Annotated in this window: 11 protein-coding genes; 3 read left to right on the plus strand and 8 right to left on the minus strand. The window is 65.5% G+C overall.

All coding sequences use genetic code 11. The annotated features are described in order from the left end of the window. Window positions 1-48: 48 nt before the first annotated feature. Window positions 49-1,299, minus strand: a complete 1,251-nt coding sequence (locus ACN2XU_RS08035) for a hypothetical protein (RefSeq protein ID WP_419409903.1) — start codon at window positions 1,297-1,299, stop codon at window positions 49-51. Window positions 1,300-1,699: 400 nt separating this feature from the next. Here ACN2XU_RS08035 and ACN2XU_RS08040 point away from each other — a divergent pair, with 400 nt between their 5' ends. Beyond that, a complete protein-coding gene (locus ACN2XU_RS08040) occupies window positions 1,700-2,359 on the plus strand; it encodes a lytic transglycosylase domain-containing protein (RefSeq protein ID WP_419409904.1) in 660 nt (219 codons plus the stop codon). 137 nt (window positions 2,360-2,496) lie between these two features. On the opposite strand, the gene ACN2XU_RS08045 is transcribed toward ACN2XU_RS08040, so the two are convergent. From ACN2XU_RS08045 to pepN, 5 genes are all read right to left on the minus strand, one after another. Continuing rightward, a complete protein-coding gene (locus ACN2XU_RS08045) occupies window positions 2,497-2,703 on the minus strand; it encodes a DUF421 domain-containing protein (RefSeq protein ID WP_500797237.1) in 207 nt (68 codons plus the stop codon). Window positions 2,704-3,008: 305 nt separating this feature from the next. Next, on the minus strand, window positions 3,009-3,665 hold the full coding sequence (locus ACN2XU_RS08050; RefSeq protein WP_419409905.1) for a DUF998 domain-containing protein: 657 nt from the start codon (window positions 3,663-3,665) through the stop codon (window positions 3,009-3,011). 131 nt (window positions 3,666-3,796) lie between these two features. Next, the gene (locus ACN2XU_RS08055; RefSeq protein ID WP_419409906.1) at window positions 3,797-4,669 is read right to left on the minus strand and encodes a lysophospholipid acyltransferase family protein; all 873 of its coding nucleotides are present in this window, start codon (window positions 4,667-4,669) and stop codon (window positions 3,797-3,799) included. A gap of 140 nt (window positions 4,670-4,809) precedes the next feature. Then, window positions 4,810-5,553, minus strand: a complete 744-nt coding sequence (locus ACN2XU_RS08060; RefSeq protein WP_419409907.1) for an SDR family oxidoreductase — start codon at window positions 5,551-5,553, stop codon at window positions 4,810-4,812. Further along, the gene (pepN, locus tag ACN2XU_RS08065) at window positions 5,550-8,099 is read right to left on the minus strand and encodes an aminopeptidase N (protein ID WP_419409908.1); all 2,550 of its coding nucleotides are present in this window, start codon (window positions 8,097-8,099) and stop codon (window positions 5,550-5,552) included. Before pepN ends, ACN2XU_RS08060 begins: the two co-directional genes overlap by 4 nt. A gap of 108 nt (window positions 8,100-8,207) precedes the next feature. Between pepN and ACN2XU_RS08070 the strand changes: the two genes are divergently transcribed. After that, entirely contained in the window at window positions 8,208-8,402 is a 195-nt protein-coding gene (locus tag ACN2XU_RS08070; protein ID WP_419409909.1) for a hypothetical protein, read from the plus strand. A 98-nt stretch (window positions 8,403-8,500) separates the two neighbouring features. Further along, window positions 8,501-8,668, plus strand: coding sequence for a DUF2256 domain-containing protein (locus ACN2XU_RS08075; protein WP_419409996.1), 168 nt, complete (start codon window positions 8,501-8,503; stop codon window positions 8,666-8,668). A gap of 213 nt (window positions 8,669-8,881) precedes the next feature. Here ACN2XU_RS08075 and ACN2XU_RS08080 read toward each other — a convergent pair whose 3' ends face one another. Together ACN2XU_RS08080 and ACN2XU_RS08085 are read right to left on the minus strand one after the other, a co-directional pair. After that, window positions 8,882-12,745 (minus strand): efflux RND transporter permease subunit, encoded by a 3,864-nt coding sequence (locus ACN2XU_RS08080; RefSeq protein ID WP_419409910.1) that lies wholly within the window; start codon window positions 12,743-12,745, stop codon window positions 8,882-8,884. Then, window positions 12,742-14,565 carry an efflux RND transporter periplasmic adaptor subunit gene (locus ACN2XU_RS08085; RefSeq protein ID WP_419409911.1) on the minus strand — a complete coding sequence of 608 codons (1,824 nt, stop codon included), beginning with the start codon at window positions 14,563-14,565 and terminating at the stop codon, window positions 12,742-12,744. Before ACN2XU_RS08085 ends, ACN2XU_RS08080 begins: the two co-directional genes overlap by 4 nt. Between the last annotated feature and the right edge of the window lie 325 nt (window positions 14,566-14,890).

Below are 14,890 nucleotides of genomic sequence, written 5' to 3' on the forward strand. Positions count from 1 at the left end.
CGGGTTCTAGGCCCTCGGGGCGCGTTGGGCAAGGGGGCGCTGCGCGGCTCAGACCATCCGGGGCATCTTCAACCCGGTGGGTGTGAAAACAAGCCGCCTGCCATTGTCCAGAAGCGGCGCAAAATGTTCGGCAAGGGCCGAAATCGCGCGGGTCCGGCCGCGCTTGACCAGGTCGGCGTCGTCCGGGTTTGCCGTTTCCGACCGTCCCGGCAATGGCGCGAGCGCCCAGACCGCCGGGTGCAGCTCGAACAGATGATCCTGGGCGATCCAGTTGAAGCAGTCGGAGATGCGGGCCTGAACGCTGCCTGGGGCGGAGGCGGAAGAGGCGGTGAGGCCGCAGAAGGCCGCAAGGCGGTTGACCATGTCCTGACCGGGGTGGCGCGACAGGATGTCATGCAGCCCTTCGGCGAACAGCTCGTCATCCAGCCAGCGCAGCGCGCTCGGATCGTGCTCGATCGCGCCCATCTGGATCCAGCTGTAGCCACCCATGCCCCAGACATCCGCCGTGCGGATCGCGGTGCGCCGGGATTCGCGGTCCAGAACCTCGCGGTTGCCATAGCGTCCGGGCATCAGGTCGCGGCCGAAGCAGCGCATGTGATCGGGGTTTTCCGGCTCCATCTCGATCAGGTCTTCGTAATCGTCGGCGAGCCGCAGGCTCGGCTTTGGATCAACCGCCAGAACGCGGCAGCGCACCTCGGCCCAGAGCGGCGATTGCGTCTGGAAGGGATCGAACTCATCGGAAAGCCGCGCGGCGGCGGCCATGTGCCAGTCAAAGGCGTCGCGCCGGGGTGTCGCAAGCTCTCCGGGCCGCGAGGCCCCGGCCCAGGCCAGCGCCAGGTCCACATGCGCCATGGCCACGATATAGGCGGTGGCGGGGCATTGCGGCATGTCTTCCATGTTGATTTCAAGCGTGGCGAGGATCGTCCGGGCGACCTTCGGCTCGGCCTTCTTCGTTGCGGCCCGCCCGGCCTCCACCGCATCGCGGCGTGCCCCTTGAGCGAGCAGCGCGGCGACGGAGCCCAGCCCCTCGGTCAGGCGGTGCTCGCGATCGGCGTCACAGATTTCCCGCCCGAGCGCCTCCCACTCGTCCTGCCGTGCCATATGCTGGCCACGCTCGATCAGCGCCTGTGCCTCGGCCCAGGCCGGGGAGGGGTCGCGCACCGGGATTTCGACACGCGGTCGCAGCGGCCCGACAGGGAGGGTCTTGGTGACGGGACGCGACGTCGCGGGCGCGGTGTCAGGTCTGAGAAACGCGAATCTACTCGACAGGGAACGCATATTCGGAAGCAACTCGTTCATGGACATGGGCCGAAGATGCCGGGCAATCCGGGCCAAATCACGGCAGGACGAGGGAGCTTCTCCGGCCTCGTGAAGGCGGTGGCTTGTCGCTGGTTCTGCCTTTGGCGACAATGCGTTCCGAGCGGAGAGACAATGCCCGACCGGGGCTGCCCGGAAACCGCCATCGGCGACAAACCACCGCTGCGGGCGCGTCGCGGTTGCATGAAACGGCCGGTTGAGGCATTTTGCGCCGGTCATGATGCGTGCTGCCCTTTTATTAGCGCTTCTGGCGACACCGGTTACGGCGACACCAGCCAAGACCCCCTTGCCCGATGCTGCTCCCGGCGTGGTTTCTGCGACCCCCCCGGAACATTCGACACTGGCTGTTTTTCAATCGTTGCGCCCCAAGGCGCGCAAGCCCGTGGTGATTCCCAAAGCCCGCTGGGACAAGCATGGCGGCAAGCCGTCGTGGTCCCTTGCCGTGCTGCAAAGCCTGCGCAGCCATGCCAGCGATCTGCCCGGAACCGTGCCGCGCGACATCGCTGACTGGTGCCCGGCCTATCCAAGCGCAAGCCGCCAGATGCGCGAGCAGTTCTGGGTCGGCCTCGTCTCCACGCTGACCAAGCACGAGAGCACGTACCGCCCGACGGCGGTCGGCGGCGGCGGGCTGTGGTACGGCCTGACGCAGATCCTGCCCAGCACCGCGCGGCTTTATGGCTGCAAGGCACGCTCGGGCGCGGCCCTCAAGGACCCGGAGGATAACCTGAGCTGCGCCATGCGGATCATGGCCGTCACGGTTCCCCGCGACCGGGTGATCAGTGCCGGGATGCGCGGCGTGGCCGCCGACTGGGGACCGTTCCATTCGAGGAAGAAGCGCGAGGACATGCGAAGCTGGATCCGCGACCAGCCCTATTGCAAGGGACTGGCCAGCTCACCGCGCCCGATCGCGCGCCCGCAGGATCTGCTCGCGCCGACGCCGGGAGGCACCTACGTCCAGACGCGCCCACAGTCGCGCCCCGAAACGCAGGAAGCCTCGGATGAGCCTGTCATCGTCGCCCCGGTGCTCAGCACGCAGGGCTGACACCAAACCCCCGGCCCGGCGCCGGGGGTCGAATGCTGCGCCATTGCGGTCAGTCGGCCCAGTGGCCTGACGGATAGGCCTTTCGCACTTGGACATGGACTGGCAGCTTTTCGACTGCCGCTGGACGACGGGCGGTTTCAACCCTTGTCGCGGCGCACGCCGTCAAGAAGACGAGCATCGAGCCTCTCACCGTGCAAAACGGACATGTCGCCCGTGGAGTCGAGTATGACGGCGCGCATGTCGCTGACGTGAAGAGCACGTGCTTTCCGCAGCCTGGCGATGAGGTCGGCGTGGGTCGTGCGGGTCCATACGAGCGCGCGCTCCTGAAACGCTCCGTCGCGCATCAGCAGGGGGGGCGATGACCCCCTCGAAATCGTCACGATGCACACCGGTAAGAGAGAGGCCGTACCGAATGCCAAGCAGGGCTGAGATGGCAATGAGCGCTTGAAACAGGGCGCGCCACTTGGCGGCTTGTACGCATCCGGCAAGAAGCGATCCGATGGCGATGGTGATGGCAAAATCGAAAGACGTCATTTGGAGAATGCACACAATCCGATCACATGGACGCATACCACCACCCAGGCAAGCCCGACACCGGCAAGGACGGTTCCGCGCAAGAGACCGTCGAGCGCTTTTAAATCATTAAATATCAGGCGCTTCTTTTGTTCTTGGCGCGTTGATGGAAGAGATGCGCGAGCGCGAGGACCAATACGAAGGAGACCGCGCCAAGACCGCGTTCGTAAATGCCGTCGATGTCCGTCGGCAAGAAAAAGAACACCGGAGCCGAGATAACCCAGACGATGCCCGTCGCGATCAGGATCGTTCGGTAACGGGGGCTGGCCCGGGCTGAGCCGCGCGCCAAGGCAAAGCAGGCGACCGCCATCGTGACACCCAGAGAATAGACCAGATAGCTGTGGATCTCCCAGCCTTCGCTGTCGTTGTCGCCGTATTCGTTGCGGGCTCCAATGAGGAACACCAACAGGCCGAAGACAACAAGCGCGATGATCCCGACGCTCCAGTCCCATGCGCCAAGATGAACATGGGCGGCCGCTACAGCGAGGCCAATCAACGCGGCGGAGAAGGAGTAGAGCCCGATATCCACGATGAATTCATAGCGTCCCGCTCCGAGATCGCTGATGGTATCGGCGATCCAGTCATGGTTCGGAACGACGAAGTCCGCGATCAGAATGGAGACCGCGAGTGCGACGCACCCGTAGACCGCAAGCAGGCTGAGCGCGCGCAGAAGAAGCGGTTGCTCGGCGACTTCGGCGGCCATCTGATCATCGGTCTCATGGGTTGGTGGCATCGGTTATCCTCAGGCTCACAGGGTCAACAGCCTGACGGAGAATTGGTTCCTGAATTCCCCTGACGGTCCGCGCGCCACATCCTGCGGTGGCCGGCAGGGGGCGTCTTATCTACCATCCGTCTCTGCTGCCCTCAAGTCGCGGGCCGTCTCATCCACGTGGGGCGGCGCGTGGTATCGACCAGCGACACCTCAGGCTCGCTGCGACCGCCAAGGCTCAGCGTGGCGCGGCGCAGGGCGGCAATCGCCTCGTCGGAATTGTCGGGCAGGGCGCGCGCCGGGATCGGCTCGCCCACGGTCACTTCGAACGGCTGACGATCCTTGTTCAGCGTCTCGTGGAACAGGGTGATGTCGCGCAGCGTCGGGTGGATCAGATCGCACAGGTAGAACAGCACCGAGTTGCGCGCCCGGATGTTCACCGGGATCACCGGCAGGTCGAACTTGCGCGCAATCATCGCCGCCGAGCCCATCCAGGGCCGCTCGTGCAGGCGCAGCCCGCGCCGTTTGGCCAGCCGGCCGGAGGGGAAGATCACGCCAAGCCGCCCAGCTTCGACCGCCTTGCGGGTATAGGCCATGGTCTCGCGTGTCTTGCCATGGCTGCGCCGCTCCTTGCGCCATTCCACCGGCGCGATCATATCCGCCATCTGCGGCACCACCCGCAGGATATCGTGATTGGCATAGTAAAACGCATCCGGGCGGATGCGCTGAAGCAGGTGGTGCAGCACGATGCCATCGGCGATCCCGGTGGGATGGTTCGCCACGATCAGCGCGGCGCCGTGGCGCGGGATGTGCTGCTGCCCGTCATAGATCGCCTCCTGCGCCAGCAGCGCGCCCATGGTGCGCATGATTTCGGCCGAGGGCATATGCTCGACTGCAGCGGCAATACTGAGGGTCTTTTCATAGCTGAGCAGGCGATTGAGGGCGCTATGCGCCATCCGCGCGCCGGGGCGTCCGGAAAACAGCCAGGGCGCGCGGTCCTGTATCAGCGGATCAATACGGTCTTTCATGAGGCCCACCCTTATTACGCGTTCGTAACGCATGAATGACAGCCTGGTTCCGCGATTTTCGCGGGCGGGGACGGCGGGCGCGACCTTCACGCCCGCTCCTTGGTGCGCGATCGCCGCGCAGATCAGCGGGATGGAGGTGTCTACCGCCCGCCCGAGACGTCCAGAAAGCCGTTCGTCACATAAGACGCCTCTTCCGACAACAGCCACAGCGCCCCGGCCGCGATCTCCTCCGGTGTGCCCGCGCGGCCCAGCGGGATCTTGTCCGACATCCCCTTGAGCCGGTCCGGCTGGCCGCCCTTGGCGTGGATTTCAGTCTCGATCGGGCCGGGACGCAGCGCGTTCACCCGGATGCCCTCGGGCGCAAGCTCCATCGCCATGCCCGTGGTCAGCGTGTCGATGGCGCCCTTGGAGGCGGCGTAATCGGTGTATTCGCCGGGCGCGCCAAGGCGCGCGGCGGCGCTGGAGATATTGACGATGCCGCCGCCCTTGCCCCAGGCGCGCATCTGCATCACCGCGCGGCGGCAAACCTCGAGCGCCCCGAATACATTGACTTCAAAGACCTTTCTGACCCGATCCGGGGTCAGATCCGCAATCCCGCCCTTGGGCGCGACGATCCCGGCATTGTTCACCAGATACAGCGGAGCAGGGGCCAGACCGGCGATCTCGGCGAACATCGTGGTCACGGCATCCATGTCCGAGACATCCGCCCCGATCACATGCGCCTGCGCCCCGGCGGCGCGCACATCCGCCGCCACCGCCTCGGCCCCGTCGCGGTCGCGGCCATAGTGCACCACAACATCGGTATAGCCCTTGGCCGGGGCCATGCGGGCCGTCGCCGCGCCAATCCCGGCGCTCGCGCCGGTGACGATCAGACATTTGCTCATGATAGAATCCTTGAAACCATTTCGTTGGTGTCGCCGCTCAGGTTCGGCTTTGCCGCGATCCGTTCCAGCGCCGCGCGCATCTTTTCCTGACGCCCCGCGTCATAACGCTTCCAGGTCTGGAAGGCCGAACACATCCGCGCCGTGGTCTGCGGGTTCTTGTCGTCCAGCGTGATCAGCCAGTCGGCCAGCAGCGCATAGCCCGCGCCATCCGCCTGATGAAAACCCGCATGGTTGCCGATCAACGCGCCAAACACCGCGCGGAAGCGGTTCGGGTTCTTCCAGTCGAATTTTTCGTGACGGGTGAGGGCGCTGGCGCGCGCGACCGCCTCGGCGGGGGCGGCGGCGGCAATCTGCAGGCCGAACCATTTGTCCATCACCAACCGGTCGTCCTGCCACTGATCGTGGAAGGCCTTGAGCGCATCCTCCGCCGTTCCGGCGCGATTGAGACTGGCCAGCGCCGAAAGCTGCATGGTCATATTGTCCGCCGCCGCGAATTGCGCCTGCGCCGCCGCGCCGCCGTCGATGCGGCTCTGCAAGGACAGCACCCGGTTGCCAAGCGCCCGCTGCCCCGCCTGCGCCGCGCCGGGATCAAAGGGCGCGCTGACCCGTGCCTCCTCGGCCAGCTTCGGCAGAAGATCCGCCCAGCGTTCCGCCATGAACAGGCGCAGCGTCTCGACCGCGTCGAAAATCGCGTCCGGGTCCGGCGTGACACCGGCCTCGTGCAGGCTCCGGGCCAGATCGGCCTCGGTCGGCAGCCCAAGCATCAGCGCCCGGTAGGCGGGATCAAGCGTGTCGTCACGCAGCAGCCGCGCCAGCCCGTCAAGCCAGGCGGTGTCCGGCGTCGCGCCCTCGGTGATCATCGCGATCAGGCAGGCCCGCGCCAGCGCCTCGCTCGCCTCCCAGCGGCAGAACGGATCGCTGTCATGCGCCAGAAGGAAAGCCCGCTCCTCGGCGCTGCTCTCGCGCCTGAGCACGACGGGAGCGGAAAACCCGCGCAGGATCGACGCCACCGGACGGGCCGAAAGCCCGGTGAACTCAAAACTTTGCTTGCCTTCCGTCATTTCCAGAATGGTCGTGTTCTGCACCTCGTTTCCGTTTGGCCCGAGCAGACCCACGGCAATCGGCAGCACCTGCGGCGCCTTCTCGTCCTGTCCGGGTGTCGGCGGGGTGTGCTGCTCGAAATGCAGGGTGAAGGTGCCGTCGCTCCAGTCTTCGGTAACGCTCAGATGCGGCGTGCCGCTCTGCGAATACCAGCGCTTGAACTGGCTCAGGTCGCGGCCCGTGACATCCTCGAAGACCTTCAGCCAATCCTCGATCGTGGCCGCATCGCCGTCGTGGCGGTCAAAGTAGAGATCGAGCGCCGCGGCATAGGCCTCATCCCCCACGAGCCGCTTGAGCATACCGATCACCTCGGCACCCTTCTCATAAACCGTCGCGGTATAGAAGTTGTTGATTTCCTGAAAGCTTTCCGGCCGCACCGGATGCGACAGCGGGCCCTGATCCTCGGGGAACTGCCGCGCGCGCAGGTCGATCACATCGCTGATGCGCTTCACTTCCGGCCCGCGCATGTCGGAGGTGAACTGGCTGTCGCGATAGACCGTCAGCCCCTCTTTCAGGCACAGCTGGAACCAGTCGCGGCAGGTGATCCGGTTGCCCGTCCAGTTGTGGAAATACTCATGCGCGATGATCGCCTCGATGCGCTCGAAATTGGCGTCTGTCGAGGTCTCGGGCGAGGCCAGAACGCAGGAGGAGTTGAAGATGTTCAGCCCCTTGTTTTCCATCGCGCCCATGTTGAAATCGTCCACCGCGACGATGTTGAACACGTCCAGATCGTATTCCCGGCCATAGACGTCCTCGTCCCATTTCATCGACGCCTTCAGCGCCTGCATCCCGAAGGCGCATTTTCCCTCGTCGCCGGGCCGGACCCAGATGTTCAGATCGACCTTTGTGCCGCTCCTGGTGGTGAAACTGTCCGGATGATTGCGCAGATCGCCCGCCACCAGCGCAAAGAGATAGGCCGGTTTGCGCCAAGGATCGTGCCATTCGGCAAACCCGTCGCCCGCCGTGCGGGGATTGCCGTTCGACAACATCACCGGCATGTCACTCTCGATGCGCACGGTGAATGTGGCCATCACATCGGGGCGGTCGGGGTAGTAGGTGATCTTGCGAAAGCCCTCGGCCTCGCACTGCGTGCAATACATGCCACCGGACATATACAGCCCTTCCAGCGCGGTGTTGCTCGCCGGGTCGATCTCCACTTCAGCTTCCCACAGGAACGGCCCGGATGGCACCGCGCAGGTCAGTCCCGCGTCGGTCAACTCCGGCGTGACCGGCTGCCCGTCGATACTGGCCCGGATCAAAGTCAATGCGTTGCCGTGCAGGAAGAAGTCCTGCGTCGGCGCGTCCGGGTTCGGCGCGAAATGGATGCGCGCGATCACCCGCGTGGCGTTGGGGGCCAGCCGGAAGGTCAGGTACACATCCTCCACCTGCCAGCCGAAGGGTGTGTAATCCTTGAGGTAGATCGTTTGCGGTGCAGCGTCTTTCATCTCGGGCCTTTCGGGGATGGAACGAATTGCTGGCCCAAGTGTTATGGCCTTGCGAGCGGGGCTGCAATGGTGCGGCGCCGCAGATGAATTCGTACGAGAGGATGACCGATGTCCGCACCCGATACCAACGTCGAAAAGCAGAAGAAGAGACATGCCCCCGCCATGAGCGCGATCAAGCTCTCTCTGGCCGTCGTGGCAATTTTGTTCGTCGGATGGCTGGCTTGGGTTGCTTGGGCGGCCGATGCGCCCGAAGAGGTTGACGTTCAGGTCCAGTCCGGGGCCGATACTGTCCAGACCGACTGATCCGTCAGATCAACCGAAACACAGCAGCGCCCCCGCCGAGGGGCGCTTTTTTCTTGTCCGCCCTTGTCCGCCCCGTGCCGGGGGCCATTTGCCGCGAGATGAAACCACGCCGCAAATCCGAGCTGCCCAGCAAACCCTGCGCCACCTGCCGGCGACCGTTCACATGGCGCAAGAAATGGGCAAAGGTCTGGGACGACGTGAAGTATTGCTCGCAGCGCTGCATGCGCGAAAGGGCGGGGCGGTCCGGGGACAAACCGGCCTCCTGATGGCCCCGTGACCTTTGCCGCGAATGACATCGCATCGCGACGTTTGGCGATCGCGCCAACGGGTCGCAGAGGTACGGCGATGATCCTGTCCGGCCGTACCCCTTCACCCCCGATGCGCTGCGACGCACCGGGGGCCAATGGGAAACGGGGCGTCAATGCGCGCCCACGGGCCGTTCCGCATCGCAGGGATCAGCGCATCTGGCAAACGTCCCGCTATTCCGCGGCTTTGAGATGCGCCGCGGCCGCGATGTCCGGCTCGTCCGTCCAGATGATCTCCGGTGCCTTCGTCCGGCGCGCCTCGCGCATCAGCGCCCAGTTGCGCGCAACCCGGCTCGTCTTGCCCAGCGACAACCGCGCCAGCAACCGCGCGAACCACAGCGCATAGGTCGTCGCCCAGACCCGCAGCGCCAGCATCGAGGGCGTGAACACCAACGTCAGCACCGTCGCGATGCCAAGACCAAAGACCACCGCCGTAGCGAGGTTCTTCCACCACAGCGCCGTCGGGCTGTCGATCGAATAGCCGCCGCCGAAGAAGTCCACCGACAGGCCGAACATCATCGGCGCAAGGCCCGCCATGGTGGTGATCGTGGTCAACAACACCGGCCGGATACGATCTTCTGCCGTGCGGACGATGGCTTCGATCCGGGGCATGTAGCGGGAATACTCCTGATAGGTGTCGATCAGAACGATGTTGTTGTTCACCACGATCCCGGCCAGCGCCACGATGCCCGTTCCGGTCATGATGATGGAGAAATACTGATCCATCACCAGCATCCCGATCAGCACGCCGGTGGTCGACAGGACCACCGCCAGCAGCACCAGCACCGAGTTGTAGAAGCTGTTGAACTGCGCCAGCAGGATGATGAACATCAGCCCCAGCGCCGCGCCGAAGGCCTGCCCGAGGAAGGCCTGGCTCTCGGCCTGATCTTCCTGATCGCCGGTCCATTCCCAATCCACGCCCGCAGGCAGTGGCTTGGTCTCCAGCCATTCGGTCAGCTTCCCGATGCGCTCGTTCGCCTCGATCAGCACGAGGCTCGCATCGCCGCCGGCGATCCGCGCCTCCAGGTTGCCCACCGTGACGCCATTCTCAAGCCGCACGATCTCCAGCGGCGCGCCCGTCGGGCCGGTGATCTCGGTGCCGCCGTGCGAGGCCGCGTCCTGCAACAGGCGCACGGTGGCAAGCGCCTCGCCGCCATCATCCACCAGCGTCGCCAGCGACGGCGCAACACCGGCCTTGACGTCGAAATAGCGCTCCTGATCGACGCGCGTGATCTCGGCCAGCTTGGCCACCGGGGTGCGCGTGATGAAGTTGGCCAGCGGCACCAGCCCATCGGCGGTGCGCACCTTCAGGGTGTCGAGCGTCGACATCACCCGGTCCTTTTCCGGCATCCGAACGCGGATCTCGATTTCCTCGTCAGAGCTGTCCACACGCATGGTGTCGAGCAGGACGCCGCGCGTCACAAGCTGCACCATGGCGCCCACCGTCGCCACATCCGCGCCGTAGCGACCGGCCTCCTCCACGTCCACGTCAATCTGCCAGTCGATGCCGGGCAGGGGACGCGTGTCTTCGATCTGGGTCAGGCCGGGCAGGGCGTTGAACCGCTGGCTCGCTATTTCCGTCGCCTGCAGCAGATCGTCCCAGTTGTCGCCCTTCAGGCGCAGGTGCACGGGCTTGGCGCTCGCCGGTCCGCGCGCCTGAGCGAGGATTTCCACCTTGATGCCCGGGATCTGTTCGAGCTGCGCGGTCAGCTGATCAATGATCAGATCGCCATCGAAGTCGGGCGCCTTGATCGCCTTTTGCACCGTGTGGTTGGTGAACGGAATGGTGAACCACGGCTCATGTGCGATCGGCCGGTCTTCCCAGGCGATGGTCTCAAGCTGGATCTGCCCGATGGTGTCCTTTGGCGGCTGCGAGCCTCCGGTGTTGTTGTTCAGCCCGCCTTCACCGGCAAAGGCAAAGGCGGTCTTGATGCCCGGATGCTGCATCACGATGTCTTCGGCGCGCTGCACCAGCGCATCCTTCTCCGCAAGCGACAGGTTGCCCCGCGCGCGGACATAGACAATGGCCTGCTCCGGCTCGCTCTCAACGAAGAAATCGGTGCCGTTGTTGTTGTTGCCATAGTAGATGAAGACCGAACCAACGAGCACGAAAACCGCCGCAACCACCACCAGCGGCCCCGCCGGGTTGGTGGCGAACAGCGCGATGAACCGGCCAAACAGGCTCCGGCGATAGCCGCTGCGGATCGGCTTTTCCCTGGGCGCGCCAAAGACACGGCGTTTCAGCGCGGTCAGCCCCGCACCGATCCGCGCCGGAATGGCGGACAGGCCCAGCAACAGCGCGACCACGCCGCCCACCGCCAGCCCCGCCAGTACGACGACACCCAGCCCAATCAGGAACACGGTGAGGAAGACCGGCACAACCGAGCCGAGGATGTTGGCGCCGTCCATGATGGCGAACTGGCCGCCGATCAGCGCAAAAAGCGTCGGCACAAGCGCGCCCGCCACCACCAACGGCAGCACCGAAATCAGCACAAGACCGACATGCGCCAGAAGCGGCAGTGCCGCGATCTGCGCGATGCGCTGCTTGAGCCAGCGTTCGGAGCGGCCGAGAACGCCGCCCATCACCGGCAGGTAGACCAGCGCCACCACCAGAGAGGCGGACAGCACAAAGATCAGCGTGACCGGCAGCATGCCCATGAATTCACCCGCGACACCGGGCCAGAACAGCATCGGCAGAAACGCGCAGAGCGTCGTCGCCGTCGATGACACCACCGGCCAGAACATCCGGTGCGCCGCTTCGACATAGGCGTGCATCGGGCCGACGCCCTCCTCGACGCGCTTGTCGGCGTATTCGACCACCACGATGGCCCCATCGACCAGCATCCCGACCGCGAGGATCAGACCGAACATGACGATGTTGGAAATCGTCACCCCCATCAGCGCCAGCAGCAGGAAGCACAGCAGGAAGGACGTCGGGATCGAAAACCCGACCAGCAGCGAGGGCCGCAGCCCGAGCGAGGCCAGCACCACCAGCATCACCAGCGCAATCGCCGTCAGCACCGAGCCTTCGAGCTGGCTCACCATGCTTTCGACCTGGCGGCTCTGATCGTTGCTTGCGCCCACGTCCAGCACCGCCTGCAGCTCCTCGGGCCAGTCGGCGCGTGCCTCCTCGATCACCCGGCGCACCTCGGCGGCGGTGTCGATGATGTTGAATCCCTTGCGTTTGACCACCTGCAAGGCCACCGTCGTCTTGCCGTTGAACCGCGCCGTACCGGTGCGGTCCTCGAAGGTCAGGTTGATCGTCGCCAGATCCCCGAGCGTCACCACCCGGTCGCCATTCACCTTGATCGGCAGGTTGTAGATGTCCTGTGCCTCGTCGAAACTCGACGGGATCTTGATCGCGAAACTGCCCTGATCGGTCTCCACCTCACCGGCGGCGATCAGCTGGTTGTTGTTGCGCACCACATTGATCAGCTCGCCCGCCGTGACGTTGTAGCTTTCAAGCTTGAGCGGGTCGATCAGCACCTCGACCATCTCGTCGCGGTTGCCCGCGATCCCGGCCTCCAGAACCGCGTCCAGCGTCTCGACCTTGTCCTGCAGATCCTTGGCGACCTTGGCCATGGTGCGCTCCGGCACCGGGCCGGACAGGTTCACGATGATGATCGGGAATTCGGAGAAGTTGATCTCGTTGATCGAATATTTCTCCGCGCCTTCGGGGAAGTTCGCCTCGGCGTTGTTCATGGCATCGCGCACGTCGGCGATGATCTTGGTCTTGTCCCAGCCGAATTCGAACTCCAGCGCGAGACCGGCATAGCCCTCGGCGGCGGTGGCCGACATGGTCTTCAGCCCGTCCAGATCCGACAGCTCCGTCTCCATGGGCTGCACCAGCAGCGTCTCGGAATCGGCGGCGGAAATACCGGGGAAGGGGACCGACACGAACAGCGCCGGGATCTCGATATCCGGCTCGCCCTCCTTCGGCAGGCTGACATAGGCATAGCCGCCCACGATGATCGACAGCACGATGAAGGCGATGATCATCCGGGCGCGCTCGGCGGCCCAGTCGATGATACCGGTCATTGCGTGACCTCCTCGAAGACCGGCTCGACCGGGATGCCCTCGGTGACATACTCCTGCCCAAGCGTGATCACGTTGACCGTATCGGGCAGACCGGCCAGCAGCACGCCCTCGCGGGTGTCGCGGATCAGCGCGACCGGCAGGAACCGCACGTGGTTGGTCTCATCCACCGTCCGCACCCCCAGCGTGCCCTCGTCATCGAGCGTCAGCGCCGATTGCGGCAGCAGATGCGCCGGGGCGCCCTCGGCCTCGATGCCGATCTCGGCGGTCTGGCCATCGCGGATGCTCAGATCGGCATTGTCCACCGTCAGCTCGACAAGGAAGGTGCGCGTCACAGGATCGGCGCTGCGCGAGACGAAACTGACCTGTCCCATGACCTCGCGCCCGTCGATCAGCCGCGCCCCGGCAGGCGCGCCAAGCCGCACGCGGGAGACGTCCTGTTCGGGCACGTAGCCGGTGATCTTCATCGGATCGAGCTGGAACACGGTGGCACAGGCGCCGCCGTTTTGCAGCAGCGCGCCAAGCTCCGCCGTGTCGCTTTCCAGAACCCCGGCAAAGGGCGCGTGAATGCTCAGCCGCTGGATGTCCTTGCGCACCGTGGCCAGCGCCGCCTCGGCGCTCTGGATGCCGCTCTGCGCGTTTTCTTCACCTGCCTTGGCCGATTCGATCCCCGCTGTCGCCCCTTCGAGCGCGGCCTTGGTCGAACTCACCGCCGCCTTTGCACCCTCCAGACGGCTCAGCGCCGATTGCACGGCGGCGCGCGAGCTCTCGATATTGCTGCGCGCGGTCTCGATCCCGGCCCTGGCGCTCTGGATCTGGGTCTCGGCGGAGCGCACGGCGGCGCTGGCGCTCTCGACCTGGCTCTTGGCGGATTGAACCTGTGCCTTGGCCCCTTCAAGGTTGCCCTTGGCCTGTTCGACCGCCGCCTCGGCGCCCTTCACGCCCGCCAGCGCCGCCTGCTCCCCGGCCTTGGCGCTTTCATATCCCGCCTGCGCAGCGGCGAGGCTGATCTCGGCGGAAAAACCGCTCTTGTTCAGCTTGGAACTGGCGTTGAGGTTGATTTCCGCTTCGCGCACCCGCGCCTGCGCTTCCTTGAGGCGGGCCTCCGCCTCGGGACGCCCGGCTTCTGCCTGAACCAGGGCGGCCCGCGCCGCCGGGACATTCGCCTCCGCCTGCGCCAGAGCGGCGGCGGCGGCCGGGATCATCGCCTGAGCTTCCTTCAACCGCGCTTCGGCCTCGGGCAGACGGGCCTGCGCCTCCAGCAGCAGCGCCTCAGCGGCGGGCACACCCGCGCGCGCCTGCGCCAGCGAGGCCTCTGCGGCGGGCACATTGGCCTCTGCCTCAAGGATCGCGGCCCGGGCTGCGGGCTCCTGCGCCTGCGCCTCCAGCAACCGCGCCCGCGCTTCCGGCAGCCGCGCCTTGGCCTCGGACAACTGCGCCTCGACCTCCTGAAGCGACACACCGCGCGTCCCCGGATCAATCTCGCAGAGCAGCTGACCGGCCTCGACCAGCGTGCCGCGCCGCAGCGGCGTGTTGATGATCTTGCCGGCGGTTTCCGCCCGCACCTCGACCTGCCGCAGGGCCTGCGTCTGGCCGCGCAGCACCACGGTGCTGTCGACCTCGCGGGCCTGCGATCTGCGCGCCATCACGCGGATCACCGGGGTCTCTTCGGCCGCCGGGGTTGTCTCTGCGACCTCGGTCGGAGCCGCGCCGTCCCCGGACGGAGGGCCGGACACCAGCGCATCGAACGTGTCGCGCTCGATCACGATCATGTAGAGCAGCCCGGAAACCGCGATGGCCGTTGCAATCGGAATAATCCGCATAAGGTCCGTATCCACTGTCTGTCGCGGCCCGAAGCGGGCAGCGGAAATATCGTTGGGTGCCCGCGCAGGCAGAAAGCCAATAAGACGCACGCATCCTGAACTGTTTGGTTCACTTTAGACGTGGCGTCACAAGGCTTCAAGCGCCGCGAAGTCGCACAGTCTGGCATTTCGTGCAGAATTATGGCGCTTTGTTGCAGTGAACAGCACAATTTGCGGGTTTTGCCCGGATTTCGCACAGGCCGAAGGCAGAATTCCGGCGCGCAGGCGGTGCCTGACGCCTTGGCACGCCCGCCCCTCCGCGATAAGAGGGGGCAAACAGGCCCAG

This window comes from Pacificoceanicola niger, assembly GCF_048553275.1.
Classification (GTDB): Bacteria; Pseudomonadota; Alphaproteobacteria; order Rhodobacterales; family Rhodobacteraceae; genus Pacificoceanicola.

What these genes read in the sequence shown, in the direction of transcription:
- ACN2XU_RS08075 (WP_419409996.1), top strand. Translation starts at nt 8,501, where the DNA reads ATGAAACCACGCCGCAAATCCGAGCTGCCCAGCAAACCCTGCGCCACC.
- ACN2XU_RS08045 (WP_500797237.1), bottom strand. Translation starts at nt 2,703, where the DNA reads ATGCGCGACGGAGCGTTTCAGGAGCGCGCGCTCGTATGGACCCGCACG.
- ACN2XU_RS08035 (WP_419409903.1), bottom strand. Translation starts at nt 1,299, where the DNA reads ATGAACGAGTTGCTTCCGAATATGCGTTCCCTGTCGAGTAGATTCGCG.
- ACN2XU_RS08080 (WP_419409910.1), bottom strand. Translation starts at nt 12,745, where the DNA reads ATGACCGGTATCATCGACTGGGCCGCCGAGCGCGCCCGGATGATCATC.
- ACN2XU_RS08070 (WP_419409909.1), top strand. Translation starts at nt 8,208, where the DNA reads ATGTCCGCACCCGATACCAACGTCGAAAAGCAGAAGAAGAGACATGCC.
- ACN2XU_RS08055 (WP_419409906.1), bottom strand. Translation starts at nt 4,669, where the DNA reads ATGAAAGACCGTATTGATCCGCTGATACAGGACCGCGCGCCCTGGCTG.
- pepN (WP_419409908.1), bottom strand. Translation starts at nt 8,099, where the DNA reads ATGAAAGACGCTGCACCGCAAACGATCTACCTCAAGGATTACACACCC.
- ACN2XU_RS08050 (WP_419409905.1), bottom strand. Translation starts at nt 3,665, where the DNA reads ATGCCACCAACCCATGAGACCGATGATCAGATGGCCGCCGAAGTCGCC.
- ACN2XU_RS08085 (WP_419409911.1), bottom strand. Translation starts at nt 14,565, where the DNA reads ATGCGGATTATTCCGATTGCAACGGCCATCGCGGTTTCCGGGCTGCTC.
- ACN2XU_RS08060 (WP_419409907.1), bottom strand. Translation starts at nt 5,553, where the DNA reads ATGAGCAAATGTCTGATCGTCACCGGCGCGAGCGCCGGGATTGGCGCG.